Here is a 19,075-nt window from a genome sequence, read left to right as displayed (position 1 = left end):
TCAGGCCCTGCGCTTCCGGATCTCTTCTGCCGCCTGGGGCAGCACGGAGAACACATCGCCGACAATGCCGAAGTCCGCGATCTCGAACACCGGTGCGTCGGCGTCCTTGTTGACCGCGACGATCACCTTGGCGGTCTGCATACCGGCCTTCTGCTGGATGGCGCCGGAAATGCCGGCGGAAATGTACAGCTGCGGGGAGACAGTCTTGCCGGTCTGCCCCACCTGGGCGGAATGTTCGATCCAGCCCGCGTCCGTGGCCGCACGCGAAGCGCCCACCGCTCCGCCGAGGAGGTCCGCCAGTTCCTCCACGGGGCCGAAGTTCCCGTCCATGCCGCGTCCGCCGGCAACGATCACCCGTGCCTCGGCCAGTTCGGGACGTCCGCTCACACGTTTCCCGGAGCGGCCCGTGACCCGCGCGGCAGGACCGGTTTCCGAGAGGGGAACCTCGACCCGCTGCGGAGCAGCGGCGGACGGATCGGCGGGTGCCGGCTCGACGCTGTTGGCCTTGACGGTGATGATGGGCGTGCCGGTGCGTACCCGGCAGGTCGAGGTGTAGGACCCGGCGAGCACCGACTTGGTGACGGCGAGGTCCGGCGCCACTGCAACGGCGTCAGTGATGACGCCGGAGCCGAGCTTGATTCCGGCGCGGGCGGCAATTTCGCGGTCCTCGAAGGAGTTGCCCAGCAGGATCGCGGCGGGCTGTTCGGTCTTCGCAGCGTCGGCCAGGAAGGCGGCCTTGGCGGCCACCAGGACGGTGTCCAGTTCCCCCGCCGGCTCGTAGACCTTCACGGCGCCGTGCGAGGCAAGCGCGTCGAGCATGGCCGGATCCACGCGGTGGGCGGCAGCTACTGCGGGCTCACCTACCGTGCCGGCAAGGGTCAGCAGTTCGCGGGCAGCCCGCGGCAGCGGCAGGGCTGGGACATCGAGAAAAACCAGGACGGACGCCATGGTGCGCTCCTTAGGACGTAGGCGGCGGCGCCTGCGCAGCGCCGGTTTCAAGCAGGAGAAGTCTTAGATCAGTTTCTGCGCGGCGAGGTAGTCCACCAGCTGCACGCCGGCGGTGCCGTCGTCGGTGATGATGGTTCCCTGCGAGCGCGGCGGCCGCGGAGCGGAGGCGGCTACGGCAGTCCAGGCGCCGTCATGCCCTACCTGCGCCGGGTCCACTCCGATCTCGGCGAGTGTCAGCACCGTAACGGGTTTCTTTTTCGCAGCCATGATGCCCTTGAAGTTCGGATAGCGCGGGCTGTTGGCCTGGTCGGTGACCGATACCAGGGCCGGCAGCGGCGCCTCAACGGTTTCGGTGAAGGAATCACCGTCGCGGCGCGCTTTCACGACCGGGGCGCCGTCGACGTCCACTACGTCGAGTTCGGAAGCAAAGGTCACCTGTGCCAGCTGCAGCCTTTCGGCGAGCTGGGCGGGAACCAGCGAGGTTTCACCGTCCGTGGAGGCCATGCCCGTGATGACCAGGTCCACCGGCCCCTGGGATTCAGCGATAGCGCGTACCGCAGCGGCAAGGGCCAGGGAGGTCCCGGCTGCATCGGAACCGGCCAGGGCGTCATCGGCCAGGTGCACGCCCGCGTAGGCGCCGATCTGCAGGGACTTCTTCACCGCGTTCACTGCTGCCGCCGGGCCCATGGCCAGGGCGGTCACCCGGTTCCCGGCGCTCTCCCCGCCGCGGGCCTCAGCCAGCTGCAGTGCCGCCTCAAGGGCGTACTCGTCCAGCTCGGAGAGGATGCTTTCAGCACGGTTCAAGGTATGCCCGGGGCCGGTGAGGTGCCGGTCAAACTGTGCGTCGGGGACATGCTTTACCAAGACAACAATGTTCAGCGGATGAGTGGCTGACTCCTGCATTCCGGCCTTTCCGGTAGGAAAATCGTTTCCCGGCGGCCTGGAGATCCTCCCGCCGACGCGCGCCGCCCTCGAAGCGGCGCGTTTAAAGCTAATCACACACTGGCCGGGCTTTCGCGTCGGTGCAAATGCAAGGCCCGTGCAAACGGAAGACCAGCGCAAACGGAAGGGCCGCGTCGGGATGCTCCCGGCGCGGCCCTTCGTTGCCTGCTCGAACTACGCAGCCTTGGCAGGCGGCGTTACTGCTTAGCCGAATCCCCGAGGGTGACGTCAACGCTGTCCGTTTTGCCGTCGCGCGTGAAGTCAATGGTGGCCTTGCCGCCGGCGGGCTGCATCCGGATGGCTGCAGTCAGCGACTGGGCATCCGTAACCGGGATGCCGTTGACGGACGTGACCACATCGCCCTTGCGCAGGCCGGCTTTTTCGCCCGGCGACCCGGCTACCACTTCAGCGACCTCGGCACCCACAGTGAAGGTCGACGACGAATCGGACGCGGTTGCCGGCGTCACCGAGACGCCCAGGTAGCCGTGGGTCGCGGACCCGTTGTCGATGATCTCTTCCGCTACCCGCTCGGCGTAGGTGATGGGAACGGCGAACCCGACACCGATGTTGCCGCTGTCCTCGCCTGCGGCACCGGAGGCAGCCGAGGCAATCGCGACGTTCACGCCGATGACTTCGCCGTCGGTGTTGACCAGCGCGCCGCCGGAGTTGCCGTGGTTGATGGCGGCGTCGGTCTGCACCACGTTGAGGAAGATTGAGCTCTCCGCGGTGCTCTGGTCCTGCGACGATCCGTCCGGCGGAGCGAACCGGAAACCGAAACCGTTGTCTTCGGGTTCGTCTGAGCTCTCCGACTCCTCCGGCGCGGCCGAGGACTGGACGCTGATGGTGCGGTTGAGGGTGGAGACAATACCGTCAGTCACTGTCCCGGACAGGCCGAGCGGGGCGCCGATGGCAATCACGGTATCCCCGACATTCAGGTTCCCGGAATCGCCCAGGGCAGCAGGTGTCAGGTTCGGGGCATCCACCTTGATGACCGCGAGGTCGGACAGGGGGTCCGTCCCGACGATGGTCGCGGTCAGGACCCGTCCGTCCGCCGTCTGGACTTCGACGACGGGGTCGGCGGCAGTGCCTCCGAGGGTCACCACGTGGGTGTTGGTCAGGATGTGGCCGTCATCGTCCAGGATGATCCCGGAACCGGTGCCCGTGCTGCCGGAGGCGGCAACTTCAATGGTGACCACACTTGGTGAGGCCTTCACTGCCGCCGCCGTGACCGAGTTGACGTTGTCTTTGTCGTTCACCACGACTGTCTGCGGCTGGCTGGCCTGGCCGGCAGTGTTGCTGTCTTCCAGGAGAGTGTTGGCGCCGACGGCCACCCCGCCGCCGAACAGACCCGCAAGCAGCATGCCCGCCACGAGCGTTCCCGCCCCGAACTTCTTTGCCCGGGGTTCGCGGGCCGGCGCAGTTCCGGCCGGTGCGTGGAAAGCGGTGCCCGAGCCCGCGGACCCGTACGATCCGTAGCCGGCCGGTCCGTTTCCTTCGCCCGGCTGTCCCTGCGGAGGGACGGTGTTGGTCAGGGGTTCGGTCTGCGGGTTCCCCTGTGTTGCCCCCGAAGCGGTCCCCGAATACGACGGCGGCGCCGGTGGCCGGGGAGGCAACGGGCGTTCGGTGCCCTCGGGACCGCCGTATTGGTCAGTCATGTGGGTTGTCCTTTCAAAGTTCGCTTTACCCATGGTGTAGCCACAACGTTCTTTTTTTCCACTATGGCAGCGTCAGCTGGGATGTACGGGGACGATTGCTGGACATCCGCTGTGAAGAACCCGGACGCCGTCTTACTGGCAGGCTACTCGAAAGACAGGGTAAAAGTGCAGGTCAGGCGGACGTTCCCAGGTTGCGCAGCCGGCTCTCCCGCTCCGGTCCCGGTGGACGCGGCATAGGGCGGCCCCTAGAATCGGTACCAAGGTCCGGGGCCGCATGAGCTGCCCCTTACGGCAGCTGGAACCGAGCGAGACGAAAACCAAAGGACGTTGTATGCGGTCACGGAACAGGTTGGCGGCCGTACTAGGCCTGAGTGCAGTTACGGTCCTGGTCCCCGCCGCTGCCTTTGCCGGGCCCGCGGGCCCCGTCCAGGCGGCCACCGGATCGGTGGTCCAGGTTCCGGTGGAATCCCCCGTGCGGATACCGCCGGGCGAGTACATTGTGGACCCCGCCGATGTGCTGGGCAGTGATGCCTCCGAGGTGGAGGAAGCGATTTCGGAGGTACAGCGGAACACCGGGTACACCCTCTACGTGGTTTACGTGGATTCCTTTACCAGCCCCGCAGACCCCGCCGCCTGGTCAGAGCAGGTGGTGCAGGGCAAGGGCATGGGCGCTAAGGAAGCACTCCTGAGCATCGCCACCGAAGAACGCAAGATTCAGGTCTCCACCGGCGACCAGAGCGTCCTGACCCAGACGCGCCGCAACGCGATCCTCGCTGCCGCGACCGACCCCCTGCTGGGCTCCCAGGACATTTCCTCCGCGCAGTGGGCCAACAGTGCCGTGAACGCTGCGGAGTCCTTGGAAGACATCGCCCGCGGCGGAGACGGAGAAGTTGCCGCCGCGGAAGAATCCGGCGGAGCCGACGTGGCACCCCTCCTGGTTGGCGGCGTCGTCGTCGCCGGTGGACTGGGTACCGCGCTGCTGATCCGCAGCCGCCGCCGCAAGTCCGTCGCCGCGGCGCCCGTACAGCAGCAGGGGCCCGCTGCACCGGTGGATCCGCTGGACACCATGAGCGTGCCGGACCTGCGCAAGCGCGCCGGCAGCCTGCTCGTGGCAGCCGACGATGCGATCAAGTCCAGCGAGCAGGAACTCGGATTTGCCATGGCCGCCTACGGCGAGGGTGCGGTCACGACCTTCTCCGAGGACCTGGCCGCAGCACGCGCCCACATGGGCGAGTCCTTCAAGCTGCAGCAGCAGCTCGATGACCACATACCGGACACCGAGCAGCAGCAACGGACCTGGCTGAAGGAAATCATCCGCCGGTGCGAGGCAGTGAACGAGTCGCTGCAGGCACACAAGGAAGAGTTCGATTCCCTCCGGGAACTGGAGAAGAACGCCCCGGCCGCCCTGGCCGCGGCACAGACAGCCGCCGATCAGGCCGCCTCGCGGCTCAGCGCCTCGGCGGCAACCCTGGATTCACTGCGCTCCCGCTATGCTGCCTCGGCGCTCAGCCAGATCAGCGACAACATCGATCAGGCCCATGAACGCCTGGCGTTCGTGTCCAATGCCGCAGCGACGGCGAATGAAAAGCTGGCCGAAGGGGATACTTCTTCGGCAGTGGTTTCCGTCCGGGCGGCCGAAGAGTCCGTCCACCAGGCCGACGTCCTGCTGGACGCGATCGACAAGCGGAGCCAGGAACTCGACGCCGCACGGCAGGAGCTCCAGCGCGCAGTCGCCGATGCCAACCAGGACCTGGCCCAGGCCGGCGCTATCGCCGCAGGCGGAACCGCTCCCGGTCTCGCCGGTCCGGCAGCGGGCGTCCGTGCCGCCCTGGATGCCGTGAACCAGGCCACGCAGGCCGGCCCCATTGACCCGGTGGACCTGCTGCGCCGGCTGGAAACGGCCAACAGCCAACTCGACGCCGCACTGGAAGGCATCCGGGACCGCCAGGAGCAGGAGAGGCGGGCCCGGGATTCCCTGCAGCACGCCATCATGGCCGCGCAGGCGCAGATTTCCGGCACCTCGGACTATATCCGGGCGCGCCGCGGCGGCGTCGGCAGTGAGGCCCGGACCCGCCTGGCCGAGGCTGAGCGCAATCTGCAGCAGGCCGTTGCCATGCAGTCCGCAGATCCGGTGAGCGCCCTCGCCTACGCCCAGCAGGCCAATGCCCTGGCGGCACAGGCAGCGGAAATGGCGCAGCAGGACGTTGACGGTTTCGGCGGGGGGTACGGAGGCGGCGGCTTCGGCGGCGGAATCGGCGGCGGCGGCGGCAACGGCCTGGGCGGGGCCATCCTCGGAGGTATCCTCATCGATTCCATCCTGCGCGGCGGCTCGCACGGCGGCGGCTGGGGCGGCGGCGGGTTCGGCGGCTTCGGTGGAGGCGGCGGGTTCGGCGGCGGCGGCGGGTTCGGCGGCGGCGGCGGGTTCGGCTCATCCGGCGGAAACTTCTAGCCAACACGGGCCAAAGACGCAAAAGTACACCAAGATGTACCCGTAACGCTCCATGGCGGAGGCGGGATTTTTCCGAACACAGCAGATTGAAAGGCAGACACCGTGGTTAAGCAGTCGATTTTCGGACGTATCACTCAATTGGCCAAGGCCAACATCAATGCCATCCTCGACCAGGCCGAGGACCCGCAGAAGATGCTCGACCAGATGGTTCGGGATTACAGCAACAACATCGCTGAGGCCGAGAGCGCTGTCGCGCAGACCATCGGTAACCTCCGGATGCTCCAGGACGATTACAACGAGGACATCCAGAACGCCCAGAACTGGGGCAACAAGGCGCTGGCGGCTTCCCGCAAGGCCGATGAGTTCCGTGCGGCCGGGAACACCGCCGACGCCGAAAAGTTCGACAACCTTGCCAAGGTAGCCCTTCAGCGCCAGATCGCCTCCGAAAACGAAGCCAAGGGCGCCCAGCCGACCATTGCTTCCCAGGAAGAGATCGTTGAACGCCTCAAGACCGGCCTGAACCAGATGAAGGGCAAGCTGGACCAGCTCACCAGCAAGCGCGACGAATTGATTGCCCGCGCCCGCAACGCCTCCGCGCAGACGCAGATGCATGACGCCATGAAGAGCATCGATGTCATGGACTCGACCTCCGAGGTGGGCCGCTTCGAGGAAAAGATCCGCCGCGAAGAAGCCCGTGTCCGCGGCGCCAACGAGCTGGCTTCCTCCAGCCTCGATGCACAGTTCGAGTCCCTTGAGGATCTCGGCGAGCAGACCGAGGTCGAAGCCCGGCTGGCGGCCCTGAAGTCTTCCGGTACAAAGCAGTCTGCCATCGAGGACTAGCCGCAGCTGCTTCCAGTACTGCCGAAGGGCGGGTGCCGCTACCGGTGCCCGCCCTTCGTGCGTCCGGTGCGGACCCGCCGGGCTTTGCGCTGCCGCAGGGCCTGCCGCCTCAGCGCAAGAGGCAGAAGCAGCCACAGCAGCGCCACCACCACCGCCACCGAGACGGCGGCTATGGCGCCGGCTGAACCGGAAAGCACGAGGTCGAACACGAGGCCGATGGTCCCGACCAGGATCAGGCCCACCAGGACCAGGGTTAAGCGCAGCAGCAGGTCCGCGCTGTCCACCAGGTTCCCTTTGATCCGCCGCTGGAAGAACGTGCGGTGCAGCACGACCGTTGACAGCAGCAGCGCGGTGACGAGCACCGAAAGCACCACCAGGGACAGGTAGATGCCCACCTGCACCGGGTTCAGTTCGGTGAAGCGCTGCTGGAACGGCAGCGTCAGCAGGAAGCCGGTCAGGATCTGGATCCCGGTCTGGAGCACCCGCAGCTCCTGCAGCAGGTCCGTCCAGTTCCGGTCCTGCTTCTGCAGCGGGGTCTCACCGCGGTCCGGGTCACGTTCCGCTGGAGTATCGCCCATGGGGGCAGTTTAGTGGGTCCGTTGACGGGCAAAACAAAAGTCCCCGAGGTTCCTTGCGGATCCTCGAAGGACTTTCTTTTTGTTGCGGGGGCAAGATTTGAACTTGCGACCTCTGGGTTATGAGCCCAGCGAGCTACCGAACTGCTCCACCCCGCGGCGTGATATCTAACTCTACCCGCCGCAGCACCGTGGTGCAAACCGGACCCCGCCGGTCCATAGCTGCAGGACCGGGGGGCGGGCCGGCGCGCCGGCGGCGGCGCACCCTACGTGCCCCGCCGCCGTCCGCTAGTTGCCGCCGTCTCCGTCTTCCGCAGGAGCGGTGGCGCCGTCCGCAGGCGCCTCTGCGGCGTCGCCGCCGGCAGCACCCTCCATCCGTTCCTGGGCGGCAGTTGCCCGGGATATGGCGTCCTGCAGCCGGGTCTGGGCCTCGCCGTAGGCGGCGAAATCGCCGCGGCCAAGGGCCGTCTGGCCGTCCTGGATGGCCTGCCCGGCGTCGGAAAGCGCCGTAGCCAGTTCGGACTGGGCGGTCTCGTCTCCGCCGCCTTCCGCTGCCGGAGGCGTAGCACCGACGTTGCCGGCATCTCCTGTAGAGGCTCCGGAGTCTCCGCCGAAGATCTGGTCCAAGGCCTCTTCCAGGGTGGGTGCGAAGCCCACCTTCTCGCCGAAGTTCACCAGCACCCGCTGCAGCGTCGGATACGAGGCTTCACCCGAGGACTGGACGTACACGGGCTGCACGTACAGGATGCCGTCACCTACCGGCAGGGTCAGCAGGTTGCCGTTGATGACTTCCGAGGCGCCCTGGCGCAGGAGGTTCAAGGCGTTCGAGACGGTGGGATCGGAGTTGAAGGTGTTCTGCGCCTGGCCCGGGCCGGGAACAGCCGTGTCCGTGGGCAGGGCAAGCAGCCGAAGCTTGCCGTAGTCCTCGCTCCTGATTCCCGCTTCCCCGGTGCCGGCGTCGGCCTCCGCGGAGAGGAAACCGTAAAGCACGTTGCGGGGGTCGCCGCCTTCGCTCACGAACGGAATGAACGGCGTCGTCAGCGAGAAGGTCGCCTCATCCTGTCCCGGCATCTGCAGCGACAGGTAGTACGGAGGCTGCTTAACGCTGCCGTTGCCGCCCGTGGGATCGGCGGGAACGCTCCAGGCGTCGTCGTTCTTGTAGAAGGAATCCGGATCGGTGACGTGGTACTTGCCGAGCAGCTCACGCTGGACCTTGAACTGGTCTTCCGGGTAGCGCACGTGCGCCATCAGGTCAGCGGACATGTCGCTGTACTTTTTCAGGGTGGAGGGGAAGACGCTCTGCCAGGACTTCAGCAGCGGATCCTCGTCGTCCCAGGCGTACAGCTCCACGGAACCGTCGTAGGCATCAACGGTGGCCTTCACCGCATTGCGGATGTAGTTCACCTGTTCCTGCGGCAGCGCCGCAGCACCGGGCGTCAACGAGTCCGTGGTTGCATCCTGCAGCTCCTGCTGCGTGGAGTAGGGGAAGTACTTGCTCGTGGTGTAGCCGTCCACGATCCACTTCACCCGGCCGTCGATGACGGCGGGGTACGCGTTGCTGTCCACCGTCAGGTACGGCGCAACCTTTTCCACCCGCTCGCGGGGGTCGCGGTCATACAGGATCTGGGACTCCTCATTGATCGCGTCCGCGAGAAGCAGCTCGGTGGACTGGAACTTGATCGCGTAGACCAGCTGGTTGAAGAAGTTCCCGACACTCGGCCCGCCCTCGCCGCTGAAGGTGGTCTGCGATTCCTCTTCCGAATTGCCTGTCTGCGGGCGGTCGATTTCCACCGGCGGGGTGCCCTCCGGCGCGCCGACCACTGAGTACTGCGGAGAGTTCTCGCCGAAGTAGATCCGCGGCTCGTAGTCCCCGCCGTCGGTGAGCACACCGGTCGAGGGAATGCCGGACTCCATGAAGCTCGGCTTGCCGTCCGGCCCCACTGTGGATCCGCGTGCTGCGACCACGCCGTAGCCGTGGGTGTAGAGGATGTGTTCGTTGACCCACCCTGCGGGCACGCCCCCGACGTTCAGCTCGCGGACGGCGATGACCGTGTCCTGGACTTCGCCGTCGATCTCGTAACGGTCCACGTTCAGGGTCTGCGGGAACTGGTAGTACTGGCGGAACTGCTGCAGCTGGCCGAACGCGTCGGAGACGACATTCGGGTCCAGGAGCCGGATGTTGGCGGTGGTGCCGGCGTCCTGTGCAAGGGCTCCGGCGTTGGCGTTCACGGTGGCGTCGTACGGGATGACCTCGGTGTCGCTCAGGCCGTACGCCTCCCGCGTGAGGTCGATGTTGCGCTGGATGTATTCGCGTTCAAGGCTCAGTTCCGAAGGCTGCACCTGGTACCGCTGGACAATCCAGGGGTAGACGCCGCCGGCCACGATGGCCGTGATGATCAGCATTGCGGTACCGATAATCGGGAGGCGCCAGCGGCCGATGACGGCGGAGAGGATAAACAGGACGGCCACGATCACCGAGGCAACGGCCAGGATGGCCTTGGTCGGGATGACCGCCTCAACGTCGGTGTAGAGGGCGCCGGTCCAGGTTCCCGAGGTGCTCAGCAGGGTGTCGTAGCGGTCGAGCCAGAAGTTGATGCCCTGCAGGATGAGGAAGGCTGCGGCGATGATGGCCAGGTGCAGGCGGGCCGGGCGGCTGACGAACACGCCCTTCTCCTCCAGCCGGATGCCGCCGTAAAGGTAGTGGGTCATCAGGCCGGCGATACCGGCAATGACGACAACGCTGATCAGGAAGCCCACCAGGAACCCGATGAAGGGCAGCGTGTTCAGATAGAAGCTGTAGTCCATGTTGAACTGCGGATCTGTCTGTCCGAAATCGCGCCGGTTGAAGAAAAGCAGGGCCTGCTGCCACATAGACATGGCAGCCGTGCCGGCGAAGCCGCCGACGACGATCGGGATACCGATCATCAGCAGCTTGCGGATGGGCTCAAGCTGGGCCTGGTACCGGTTGAGGTTGTCCTGGAGTGCACTGTCCGGCGCATAGATCGGCCGCGAGGTGTAAGCCACCCGGATACTGGTGTACACGCCGGCTGCCATGACGAGGAAGGCCGCCAGGAACATGGAGATACGGGTCAGGTTCTCCTTGACGAAGACTTCCAGATACCCCAGCTGGTTGTACCAGAGGACATTTGCGTAAACCTGGGAGAAGTACACAAATCCAATGACCAGGACGGCAACTACGATCAGCGTTGCGATCAGCGGGCTGCGCCGCCGTCGCCTGCCGACGGCCGTGGCCGTGCCGGGTCGGGAAAATGGGCCGTTTGGTCCGGAAGTCACAGTTACCTCATCGTTCGGTGCGTCGGCTCGCGGCCTCTCCGGGATGCACCGGCGGGAATGCTTTCGGGTCGTTTTTCCAGCCCTGTTCCCCACCGGTTGACCCGGAAGCCGTCCGTAAAATCATTCTGCCTTGGATTGCTCTTTGGCTGCCACTCAGATCCGGTGCCGCAAACAACCTTGTCCCGATCGTAACTAGGGCGGGCCGTCTACTACTAGGGGGTGCACTGAGGCAGGTCTGCCGCATTCCCGCCGGCGGCGAGCTTCTCGACCGCCTGGATAGCCTCGTCCAGGGTGGAAACCCGCACCACCTCCAAGCCTTCCGGAATATGACCGACAACTTCCCCGCAGTTGTCGGCAGGGGCAAGGAAATACTCGGCACCGGCGTCGGATGCTCCGATCAGTTTCTGCCGGATCCCGCCGATGGGGCCCACGTTCCCGGCCGCGTCGATGGTTCCGGTTCCGGCGAAGTGCTTACCCCCGGTCAGCGGTTCCGGGGTCAGCCGGTCCACGATCCCCAGGGCGAACATCATCCCCGCAGACGGACCGCCGACCCGTTCCAGGGTTTCACCGATGCTGACCTCGAAAGGGAACTCGAAGGAGGTCGCCAGTTCGATGCCGAGCTGATAAGTACCGGAATCTGATTGCCGCGGCGTCACGGATTCGGTTATTTCCTGCCCGTCCCGCCGTACCGTGATTTCCGCGGGCGAGCCGCCGCCGTCGTTCAGGACTGCGCGCAGGCTCTCGATGCCGTCGATCCGGGTGTCCCCCACCGCAACCACGGTGTCTCCGGTCTGCAGCACGCCTTCGGCCGGCGAGCCTTCAACCACGGCTGCCACGGTCAGTTCCTGCGTGAAACCGATATCCAGCTGCGTCAGGGCGGCGGCGACGGCGGATTCCTGGGACGACGTCATGGCGGCGGCGTTTTCCTCGTCCACCTCGTCGCTGGTGGTTCCCGGTGCGTAGAGGAATTCGGTGGGATAGACGACGTCGTCGTTGTTTGCCCAGCCTCCCACGGCCTGGAAGATGCTGATGTTGGTGCTCGGGCCGCCGGAAACGTAGACGGTGGTCAGATCCAGCTCCCCCTCCGTCGGATAGCTCTGGCGCCCCTCGATTTCGATGATCTTCGCATCCCCGGCGCTGCCCAGCGTGTTGAACGTAGGTCCCGGAGACTCCACCACGTACTGGGCGGGCAGCAGCAGGCCGGCGGCGCCGAGGACGCCGGCAAGCGCACCGGAGGCGATCATGGCCCGGGAGCGGGCGGAGCGTTTGGCCGGTGCGGGGCGGCCCGCACCCAGGCCCTGGTACGGATAGACGGAATAGCTTCCGTCCGGCTGCGGGGCCGGGACGGGAGACTGCCCGGGTACGGGATTGCCTGGCCGGCCCTGCGCCGCGGTCCTGCTGTCGTCATGGGAGGGGCGCAACTGACCAACCTTTTCCTGCGCTCGTGTGTGTACATAGCCGGCGCCCGCGGTCGGGCTGCCAACCCTGCAAGCCTACGCCCGGCCCCCGGCCGCAGCGTGCAGGGCAGGCTTTGCCTACAGCGAACGAAATCGGCCTGTGCAGGACAGGGATTGGACCCTGCGGGTAGCGTAAGGGGAATATGGTCGGCAGGTGCCGGGCATCGCACACAGCATCTTCCGCAGTATTTTTCCGCTTTATCTTCTTCCACAGGACCGGTGGTATCCCATGAGTTCCAATCCATCCGACCGCGGGGACAACCCGCAGGATCCGCTGTCCGAAATGCTCGCGCGCCTGTTCGGCGCCGGCGGTGCGGGCGGCATGGATCCTACCGAGCTGGCGAAGGCGGCCGGGCTGCCCTCGGACCCCAACGCCATGGCGATGATCTTCCAGCAGGTCCAGGCCATGTTCAGCGCTTCCTCGGACGGTCCGGTGAACTGGCAACTGGCCAAGGACAACGCCCGACGGGTGGCAGCAACCGGCAGCGACCCGTCCACCGGCCCGACGGCGGCCCGCGAGGTTGACGAGGCACTGCACCTGGCCGAACTCTGGCTGGACCCCGTCACCGATTTCGCATCCACCGCCAGCCTTGGCCGCGCCTGGTCGCGGGCGGAGTGGGTTGAAGCCACGATGGATTCCTGGCGCCGCCTGACGGAACCGGTGGCGGTGAGCATTTCAGAAGCACTTTCCAACGCCATCACCACGCAGATGCCCGAAGAAATGAAGTCGATGATGGGCGGGGCGTCCTCCATGCTCGCCAACATGGGCGGAGCAATGTTCGGCATCCAGCTCGGCCAGGCCGTAGGGGCACTGTCCAAGGAAGTGGTGAGTTCCACCGACGTCGGCCTGCCGCTCGCCGCCGGAACCATGGCACTGCTGCCCGCCAACGTTGCGGCCTTCGGCGAAGGCCTGGACATCCCGGAGGCGGAAATCCGCCTGTACCTTGCCGTCCGGGAAGCAGCTCACGCCCGCCTCTTCGCACAGGCACCCTGGCTGGCGTCCCACCTCTTCGGCACCATCGAAAGCTATGCCCGCGGCATCCATATCGATATGTCAAAGATCGAGGAAGCCGCCCGGGAGATTGACCCGTCCAATCCCGAGTCCATTCAGGCTGCCCTGTCCGGCGGAGTCTTCCAGCCCCAGCGCACGCCGGCCCAGGACGCAGCCCTTGAACGGCTGGAAACCGCCCTGGCCCTGGTGGAGGGCTGGGTGGATGAGGTCACGGCCGCCGCCACCGTAAACCTGCCCTCTGCGGGTGCCCTTCGGGAAATGATCCGCCGCCGCCGCGCCAGCGGCGGTCCCGCGGAACACACGTTCGCTTCCCTGGTGGGCCTGGAGCTGCGGCCGCGGCGGCTGCGCGATGCCGCTGCACTGTGGGCGCATCTCACGGAGGAACGCGGCGTTGAGGGCCGCGACGCCATCTGGCAGCACCCGGATCTCCTGCCGACCTCCGAGGACCTCGACGATCCCAAGGGCTTCAGCCGGCGTCGCGAGCTTCTCGAGGCGGCCGATTCCGACGTCGACGCCGCCCTGAAGCGCCTCCTCGACGGCGGATTCGACACGCCTGCCGAGAAATCGGGCTCTGAAGAAGAAGGTTCCGGGGAAGCCGCAACGGATACGCCGGCAGCCGAAAGCACCGACGGCGACGGCGGCAAGGCCGACGGGGACAACGCCGACGGCGACGGCGACAACGGCGACGAAGGCAAGCCCGGCGCCAGCTAACCCGATGGGGGCAGCGGCATTGTCCGGCTGCTCCTAGTGTCCGGCACACCCCGGCTGCTCCGGAGGCAACAGCCTCTGGAGCAGCCGCGTTTAAGGAGTGCTTAGTCCTCTCCCATCTCGCCCTTCAGTCCGCGGGCACTGGCGAACGCTGCTCCGGAGAGAAAGGCCTTGGCGGTCTCCGTCTGCGGATAGCTTTCCAGCAGGCGCCAGAACGCCGGACCGTGCGAGGGCACCAGCAAGTGTGCGAGTTCATGAAGCAGCACGTAGTCGATGACCCATTCCGGCATGCCCTGCAGCTTGTCGGAGAGCCGGATGGTGCCCCTGCCGGGCGTGGCCGATCCCCAGCGCGAGTTCTGGTTGCTCACCCAGCGGACGGACTGCGGGCGGGCACGTCCGGCGAGGTAGGTCCGGGATAGTTCCGCGGCACGCTGCATCAGTTCGTTCTCGCTGGTTTCCGGATCCGGCACGCCGGCTGCGCGCTCTTCCAGCCTCGCCACCATCCGCCGCACCCATTCCGCCTCCTGCGCAGCAGAGAAATGCGCAGGGATGGAAATCAGCGCCACCCCGTCACGGAAGACGGCGTTGACCGTCCGCTTCCGCCGGGCGGACCGACGGACCTGAATCGGTATTCCGGTGCTGGTGGTGGCCGGGATTGAAACAGGCCGGTGCGGGGAAGGCATATTCCAAGCCTAGCCGTCGCCGCCGACAGCCCTGCAGCCTGTGGATAACCCGGAACCTCGGTGAACCCCGTGCCAGCATGGTCAGCAGCCCGGTTGATCGGGCGGTGTCGGCAGCCCGGAGGGCAAGGGCGGACAACAGGCAGGAAGAACCGGACCACGGGAGCAGGCCATGCGGATCAATCCTGGAATACATGTGCTGGAAATTTCACCGGGAGCCCGGCAGCTGGGGATCGGCTCAGGATCGCTTCTGCTGCGCAACCTCCAGGACGCCGATATCGCTTTCCTGGGGGCACTGCGTCAAGGCGTTCCGGACGGTGCCGAAGCGGCCGCCGCAGCTGGATTGTCCCTTCCACCGGACCGCGCAGCGGCGCTCCTGCAGGTCCTGGGCCCGCTGCTTGTACCGCAGGAGGGAACCGCGGACCCCATTCCCTCGCTGCGCTCGGAACGGCTCCTCCCGGACGCACAGCGTCTTTCCTCCGCTTATCGGGTCAACGGTGAGGAATCGATCCGGCGGCGGGCCGCTGCAGCCGTCTCGGTGGATGGATTGGGGCGTGCAGGCGCCCTGGTGGCCCGGACCCTTGCCTCCGCAGGTATTGGCACCCTGCTGCTCACCGACCCCGGGGTGGTCTGCCCGGCAGACGTCGGCACGGCTTATGCCATGACTGATATCGGCATGAACCGGGCGGCTGCCGTCAAACGGCACCTGTTCCGGGTGGACCCCACCCTTCAGGTGCTGACGATGGCGGCGGGCGGGAGCCGCCAGGTCCCGCCGGCAGTGGATCTGGCGGTGACCGTCCGTGCGGTGGGAGCCGGGCCCAGCCGGCCCCGACGGCAGCCGGATCTGCCGGACGGTGACGATGGCGTTCCCAGGATGGTGCTGACCGCCCAGGAAGGCGGATGGGATATCGGCCCGTTGGTGGTTCCGGGCGTCACGCCCTGCCTTGAATGCCTGGACCGGCACCGCGCGGATACCGATCCGGGGTGGTACGCCGCAATGGAGGCCCTTGCGGCGGACAAGGATAAAGCCGACGGGCAGGGGCATGCGGGCACGCCGGACTCATCGGGTCCCTCGGGCGAGGAATTGGCCGGGTCGGTCCTGGCCGCCGGGGCTGCGGCCATGGCGGCACTGGTCTTCCTGGATGGAATCAATCAACCGGCAGTGTTCTCCGCGGTCCTGCGGCTGCGGACGTCGGACGGTTACCCGCAGCTGCGAAAACTGGACTACCACCCCGCCTGCGGCTGCCGCCTGCAACGCAGCAGCAACCGGGTGGCATAGCCGGCTGCCAAGCAACCGCGGCTAGGCTCCGGCGCTTTCCGCGAGCACCTTCAGTACGGCCTCGCCGTAGCGCTCCAGTTTCGACGGCCCGACGCCGGGCAGGGTGGCCAGCCGGTTCAGCGACGGCGGCCGGTCTTCCGCTATGGCGACCAAGGTTGCGTCTGTGAACACCACAAAGGCCGGGATGCCTGCTTCGGCGGCCGCTTCCCGGCGCCATTCCCGCAGTGCGTCGAAGGTAGCTTCCTCATAGGTCACCGGGCAGTCTCCGCAGCGCCCGACCTTGCGTTCGGCCCCGGTGTTCAGCAGGGCACCGCAGCTGCGGCACTTTGCCGGTCCGGTGACCTTGCGCCGGGTCTGCTTGGCCGGTCCTGCCGTCCGTCCGGCATCCCGCTCCGTGCGGGGACGCAGTCCGTCCAGGAACCGTGACGGTTTCCGGTTGGCGCGTCCGCCCGGTGTCCGGGCGGTGGACCAGGACAGCGCCAGGTGTTCCCGGGCACGGGTAATGCCCACGTAGAGCAGCCGGCGTTCCTCGTCGACGGCTTCGGGGGTGTCGGCAAAGGAAATGGGCATCAAACCTTCGCTCAGTCCAACCAGGAACACCGCGTCCCACTCCAGGCCCTTCGCGGAGTGCAGGGACGCCAGGGTTACCCCTTGGACCCGGGGTGCGTGCTGTGCCGCAGCGCGTTCCTCCAGTTCCGCCACGAAGTCCTGCATGGTGAAGATACTGTCCGGGTCACGGGTGCGGGTGACCTGCAGCTCTTCGGCGAGCGCCACGAGCGCGGCCAGGGATTCCCACCGCTCCCGCGTGGCGCCGCCGCCTGCCGGCGCCTCGGACGTGTAGCCCAGGGAAGCCAGGATGTCCCGCACCATCTGGGGCACGGGTTCGTTACCCACGGACCGGGACGCCGCACGGAGCTGCAGCACTGCGTCGCGGACCTCCCGGCGGGCGAAGAACCGCTCGCCGCCGCGCAGCTGGTAGCCGATACCGGCTGACGCCAGCGCCTGCTCATAGGCTTGCGACTGCCCGTTGGTACGGAAGAGGACGGCGATCTCGCTGGCCTGGACGCCCTGTTCGATCAGTGCCTTGATGGAGGAGGCCACGTGCGCGGCTTCTGCTTCGTCGTCGGCGCATTCGGTAAACGTCGGTTCCGGGCCGGCCGGCCGCTGCGCCACCAGTTCCAGCGGCGTGGGCCAGGCCGGTGCCATCCGGTTCCGCTCCCCCTCGGCCGTGCGGGCTGCGAGGATCCGGTTCGCCAGGCCGACCACCTGCGGCGTGGAACGGTAATCGCGGACCAGCTTGACGACGTCGGCGCCGGGGAACCGCTTGGTGAAGTCCAGCAGGTGCCGCGGGGTTGCGCCGGTGAAGGAGTAGATGGTCTGGCTGGAATCGCCCACCACGCACAGTTCGTTGCGGGCGCCCAGCCACAGGTCCAGGAGCCGCTGCTGCAGCGGTGAAACGTCCTGGTACTCATCCACCACGAAGTGCCGGTACTGGTCCCGCACCATGGCCGCCACCCGCTCGTCTTCCTGGAGGATCCCCACCATGATGAGCAGGACGTCTTCGAAGTCGATGATGTTGCGGTCCACTTTTACGTCCTCGTAGGACTGGAAGATCCGCGAAATGGCCGTCAGGTCAAAGCCTGCGGGGGGTTCCCGGTCCCCGGCGGCCCGGACGTAGCTGTCCGGGGTAAGCATGGACACCTTCGCCCATTCGATTTCCGCGGCGACGTCGCGGATCGCGGCCCGGTCGGTGGACAGCCTCAGGCGCCGCGCGGCTTCCGCGATGATTTGGGCCTTGTGGTCCAGCAGGCCGGGCATCGCTCCGCCCACGGTATGCGGCCAGAAGTACTGCAGCTGCTTCAGCGCGGCCGCGTGGAATGTCCGGGCCTGGACGCCGCCGGCCCCGAGGTCCCGGAGCCTGGTCCGCATTTCCGCTGCGGCCCGCGCAGTGAAGGTCACCGCCAGCACCTGCTGCGGCTTGTAGACACCGGTGGCCACGCCGTAGGCCATCCGGTGCGTGATGGCACGGGTCTTACCGGTACCGGCACCTGCCAGGACGCAGAGGGGACCGGTGAGGGTGGTGGCTACCGCCCGCTGCTCGTCGTCGAGCCCTGCAAGGATTCGTGCTTCGGGTGATTCACTGCTCATGCGCGGGCGTTGGCCTCCGGTTCGGTAATGGTGCCGCCGTACCAGCGCTCGATCAGGTTCCGGGCGATGGAAATGGGGCCTGCAATGGTGATTTCGCCGCTGGCCACGGCATCGGTGAGTTCCGCCCGGCTGAACCAGCGGACATCGGACATTTCGACGCCGTCGGCCTTCGCCTCTGCGTTCTCGGCGCGGGCGGTGAAGCCCAGCATCAGTGAACACGGGAACGGCCACGGCTGCGAACCGAGGTACTGCGGGCTGTGGACAACCACGTTGGACTCTTCAGCCACCTCGCGGATGACAGCGGCCTCCAGTGATTCTCCGGGCTCAACGAAACCGGCGAGGGTGGAATACCGGTTCCCCGGCCAGGCCGCCGCCGAACCCAGCAGGATGCGGTCCTGCTCGTCAACCACGGCAACGATGATGGCGGGGTCGGTGCGCGGGAAGTGGGAGCTGCCGTCCTCGGGACATCGGCGGACCCAGCCGCCCTGCTCCGGAACAGTCCGTGCGCCGCAGCGGGGGCAGTGGGTGTGCACGGCGTGCCAGTTGGCGATGGACGCTGCCTCGACGAACAGTCCAGCGTCCAGGGCACCCAGATGCGTTGCGGCTTCACGCAGGCTCACCCAGGCGGCGCCTTCCACGGCGAGCGCTTCATCCGGTTCGGGCAGGGTCACCAGTACGACGTCGGTTCCCAGCGGCACCTGCGCATCTTCAAGGGTCCGGCCCAGATAGACGGGATCCTCGCCAAAGCCCGCCGCCGGCGGTTCAAAGAGCACCAGGACGCCGTCGCGGACGAGGGTCCGGCCGCCGGCCAGGTACATGACCCGGGTGCCGCCGTCGGCCCGGATGGTTTCGAAGAGATCCGGTGCCACGCGGCGCTCGGAGCCCCGGTCCACGGCCGTGCGCGCCAGCGGTAATAAACCCAATGGAGATGCTTCTGCTGCCGGTGCCGGGATACTCATACCACCTACCGTACTGACTCCCTCCCCCCAAACTGTAGTTGGCCCGTGGAGCCGTGCCCGGTCTGAGGTTTTCCTCACGGTTTAGACGACTCGCCGCCCGGCAATGGTTATTCGGACCACATCTGCCCA

General features: G+C 66.9%; 13 protein-coding genes and 1 tRNA gene. 4 read left to right on the top strand and 10 right to left on the bottom strand.

The features are described 5' to 3' along the window. From NNX38_RS05855 to NNX38_RS05845, 3 genes are all read right to left on the bottom strand, one after another. A complete protein-coding gene (locus NNX38_RS05855; RefSeq protein ID WP_255797151.1) occupies window positions 1-948 on the bottom strand; it encodes an electron transfer flavoprotein subunit alpha/FixB family protein in 948 nt (315 codons plus the stop codon). Between the two features lie 63 nt (window positions 949-1,011). Next, entirely contained in the window at window positions 1,012-1,827 is an 816-nt protein-coding gene (locus tag NNX38_RS05850) for an electron transfer flavoprotein subunit beta (protein WP_370646376.1), read from the bottom strand. A gap of 260 nt (window positions 1,828-2,087) precedes the next feature. Beyond that, window positions 2,088-3,545 carry a S1C family serine protease gene (locus NNX38_RS05845; RefSeq protein ID WP_255797149.1) on the bottom strand — a complete coding sequence of 486 codons (1,458 nt, stop codon included), beginning with the start codon at window positions 3,543-3,545 and terminating at the stop codon, window positions 2,088-2,090. A gap of 331 nt (window positions 3,546-3,876) precedes the next feature. Between NNX38_RS05845 and NNX38_RS05840 the strand changes: the two genes are divergently transcribed. Both NNX38_RS05840 and NNX38_RS05835 read left to right on the top strand, forming a co-directional pair. Beyond that, window positions 3,877-5,994: a TPM domain-containing protein gene (locus tag NNX38_RS05840; protein WP_255797148.1), complete on the top strand. Its 2,118-nt coding sequence runs from the start codon at window positions 3,877-3,879 to the stop codon at window positions 5,992-5,994. A gap of 102 nt (window positions 5,995-6,096) precedes the next feature. Then, a complete protein-coding gene (locus tag NNX38_RS05835; RefSeq protein ID WP_255797147.1) occupies window positions 6,097-6,834 on the top strand; it encodes a PspA/IM30 family protein in 738 nt (245 codons plus the stop codon). Between the two features lie 38 nt (window positions 6,835-6,872). On the opposite strand, the gene NNX38_RS05830 is transcribed toward NNX38_RS05835, so the two are convergent. The 4 genes from NNX38_RS05830 to NNX38_RS05815 all read right to left on the bottom strand — a co-directional run bounded on the left by NNX38_RS05830 (window position 6,873) and on the right by NNX38_RS05815 (window position 12,124). Continuing rightward, window positions 6,873-7,412 carry a DUF6328 family protein gene (locus tag NNX38_RS05830; RefSeq protein ID WP_255797146.1) on the bottom strand — a complete coding sequence of 180 codons (540 nt, stop codon included), beginning with the start codon at window positions 7,410-7,412 and terminating at the stop codon, window positions 6,873-6,875. Between the two features lie 82 nt (window positions 7,413-7,494). Next, window positions 7,495-7,568 (bottom strand) — tRNA-Met (locus tag NNX38_RS05825). Between the two features lie 129 nt (window positions 7,569-7,697). Then, the gene (locus NNX38_RS05820; protein ID WP_370646373.1) at window positions 7,698-10,703 is read right to left on the bottom strand and encodes a UPF0182 family protein; all 3,006 of its coding nucleotides are present in this window, start codon (window positions 10,701-10,703) and stop codon (window positions 7,698-7,700) included. Between the two features lie 212 nt (window positions 10,704-10,915). After that, entirely contained in the window at window positions 10,916-12,124 is a 1,209-nt protein-coding gene (locus tag NNX38_RS05815) for a PDZ domain-containing protein (protein ID WP_255797145.1), read from the bottom strand. 265 nt (window positions 12,125-12,389) lie between these two features. Between NNX38_RS05815 and NNX38_RS05810 the strand changes: the two genes are divergently transcribed. After that, window positions 12,390-13,883: a zinc-dependent metalloprotease gene (locus NNX38_RS05810; RefSeq protein ID WP_255797144.1), complete on the top strand. Its 1,494-nt coding sequence runs from the start codon at window positions 12,390-12,392 to the stop codon at window positions 13,881-13,883. A gap of 101 nt (window positions 13,884-13,984) precedes the next feature. Here NNX38_RS05810 and NNX38_RS05805 read toward each other — a convergent pair whose 3' ends face one another. Further along, window positions 13,985-14,563, bottom strand: a complete 579-nt coding sequence (locus tag NNX38_RS05805) for a M48 family metallopeptidase (protein ID WP_255797143.1) — start codon at window positions 14,561-14,563, stop codon at window positions 13,985-13,987. A 169-nt stretch (window positions 14,564-14,732) separates the two neighbouring features. Between NNX38_RS05805 and NNX38_RS05800 the strand changes: the two genes are divergently transcribed. Further along, window positions 14,733-15,839: a ThiF family adenylyltransferase gene (locus NNX38_RS05800; RefSeq protein ID WP_255797142.1), complete on the top strand. Its 1,107-nt coding sequence runs from the start codon at window positions 14,733-14,735 to the stop codon at window positions 15,837-15,839. Between the two features lie 21 nt (window positions 15,840-15,860). On the opposite strand, the gene NNX38_RS05795 is transcribed toward NNX38_RS05800, so the two are convergent. Together NNX38_RS05795 and nudC are read right to left on the bottom strand one after the other, a co-directional pair. Then, complete coding sequence (locus NNX38_RS05795) at window positions 15,861-17,987, bottom strand: ATP-dependent DNA helicase UvrD2 (protein WP_255797141.1); 2,127 nt, start codon at window positions 17,985-17,987, stop codon at window positions 15,861-15,863. After that, window positions 17,984-18,946, bottom strand: a complete 963-nt coding sequence (gene nudC, locus NNX38_RS05790; RefSeq protein WP_255797140.1) for an NAD(+) diphosphatase — start codon at window positions 18,944-18,946, stop codon at window positions 17,984-17,986. The genes NNX38_RS05795 and nudC overlap by 4 nt, the downstream gene beginning before the upstream one ends. Between the last annotated feature and the right edge of the window lie 129 nt (window positions 18,947-19,075).

Origin of the sequence: Arthrobacter sp. zg-Y238 (assembly GCF_024385525.1) — a bacterium.
Lineage (GTDB): Bacteria > Actinomycetota > Actinomycetes > Actinomycetales > Micrococcaceae > Arthrobacter_B > Arthrobacter_B jinronghuae.
Note: the sequence above shows the minus strand (reverse complement) of the source record. Positions and strands in the feature narration are given on the sequence as shown.

Excerpts from the sequence above, each read along its gene's own strand:
- NNX38_RS05855 (WP_255797151.1), bottom strand. The coding sequence starts at position 948 with ATGGCGTCCGTCCTGGTTTTTCTCGATGTCCCAGCCCTGCCGCTGCCG.
- NNX38_RS05845 (WP_255797149.1), bottom strand. The coding sequence starts at position 3,545 with ATGACTGACCAATACGGCGGTCCCGAGGGCACCGAACGCCCGTTGCCT.
- NNX38_RS05840 (WP_255797148.1), top strand. The coding sequence starts at position 3,877 with ATGCGGTCACGGAACAGGTTGGCGGCCGTACTAGGCCTGAGTGCAGTT.
- NNX38_RS05830 (WP_255797146.1), bottom strand. The coding sequence starts at position 7,412 with ATGGGCGATACTCCAGCGGAACGTGACCCGGACCGCGGTGAGACCCCG.
- NNX38_RS05810 (WP_255797144.1), top strand. The coding sequence starts at position 12,390 with ATGAGTTCCAATCCATCCGACCGCGGGGACAACCCGCAGGATCCGCTG.
- NNX38_RS05805 (WP_255797143.1), bottom strand. The coding sequence starts at position 14,563 with ATGCCTTCCCCGCACCGGCCTGTTTCAATCCCGGCCACCACCAGCACC.
- NNX38_RS05800 (WP_255797142.1), top strand. The coding sequence starts at position 14,733 with ATGCGGATCAATCCTGGAATACATGTGCTGGAAATTTCACCGGGAGCC.
- NNX38_RS05795 (WP_255797141.1), bottom strand. The coding sequence starts at position 17,987 with ATGAGCAGTGAATCACCCGAAGCACGAATCCTTGCAGGGCTCGACGAC.
- nudC (WP_255797140.1), bottom strand. The coding sequence starts at position 18,946 with ATGAGTATCCCGGCACCGGCAGCAGAAGCATCTCCATTGGGTTTATTA.